This is a genomic window from Mucilaginibacter myungsuensis (genome assembly GCF_015222005.1).
GTDB lineage: Bacteria > Bacteroidota > Bacteroidia > Sphingobacteriales > Sphingobacteriaceae > Mucilaginibacter > Mucilaginibacter myungsuensis.
Map to the genome: position 1 here is coordinate 1 of NZ_JADFFL010000023.1, position 1,036 is coordinate 1,036.

Consider the following 1,036-nt stretch of genomic DNA (forward strand, 5'->3'; position numbering starts at 1 on the left):
TGTAAGGGTTAGGTAATTCAGCAATAGAATCAGGTGTGTTTATTTGTTGTTTAGGGCTGCCATGTCGATAGGTTTTTTACCATTGATACCTTGATGTGGCCTCTCCCAATTATAGTAAACGAGATATTTTAGCAGTTCGTCTTCCAGTTCTTCAAGGCTGTCAAAATCTGTTTCTTCGATGAGGTCCTCTTTAAGCGTTCGCCAGAAGCGCTCAACTTTACCGTTCGTTTGTGGGCGGTAAGGCTTCATGTAACGGCGCTTGATACCGGTCTCGATCAGCATTCGTTCAAAAGGGTGATTTCTTTTTTGGATACTTGTCGATGTTCCGAACTCCGGGCCGTTATCCGCGATGATCTCCTCGAACTGGATACCGAACTCTCTTTTGAGTGCCTGCATGCAGCGCATGGCCGTGAACATCGCTGTTAGAGAGGTGATGTCTTCCATTACTTCAGCCCAGGCCAAGCGCGAATGGTCGTCGATCACACAAAGTAAATAAAGCTTCCTGTTCTGCCCCCTGATCACACTTTTACTTAAGTGATGACAGTCGATATGTCCTAACTCACCCATACGCTCTTTGATGATCTTTCGCTTTATTTCTTTATCACCTGTTGTTAAACGGTTCTTGTTATAACGTCTCAGGATGTTATAAACACCGGATGGTGATGGCTTAAAGTTATTAGCTTTTTGTTTGATCTGGTCAGCTATCTCGAATTTATTGCAACCTCTCAAGCGCAGTTCAAGCACTTGCTGCTCATCTTCCGGCACAGGGCGTCTGGTACTGTATTTAGGTCCGCGCTTGCCGGGCAAAAGGTCAAGTTCATCCCCTGAATACTTAAAACGGTTGTAATACTTCAGGAAACTTCGCGGGTCAGTATCGTGTGCTGAGTAAAAATCCTTGGCAAAACGAAAGGTCGGATGTTCTCCTCGTTTTACCTGTTCATACTCATTGATCAGGAAGCGATACTTACTTAGATAGTTCCGCTTTAGGGTAAGGTCATTATTAATGTTCCGCATAACGTTTTAGCTTAACTCTTTT

1 protein-coding gene is annotated in these 1,036 nt (G+C 44.0%); it reads right to left on the bottom strand.

What is annotated here, in order from left to right:
* Nucleotides 1-39: 39 nt before the first annotated feature.
* Nucleotides 40-1,014 (bottom strand): integrase core domain-containing protein, encoded by a 975-nt coding sequence (locus IRJ16_RS22795; protein ID WP_194114230.1) that lies wholly within the window; start codon nt 1,012-1,014, stop codon nt 40-42.
* Nucleotides 1,015-1,036 lie beyond the last annotated feature (22 nt).

Bases quoted from the DNA above. Each gene is read 5' to 3' on its own strand.
- IRJ16_RS22795 (WP_194114230.1), bottom strand. From the start codon at position 1,014: ATGCGGAACATTAATAATGACCTTACCCTAAAGCGGAACTATCTAAGT.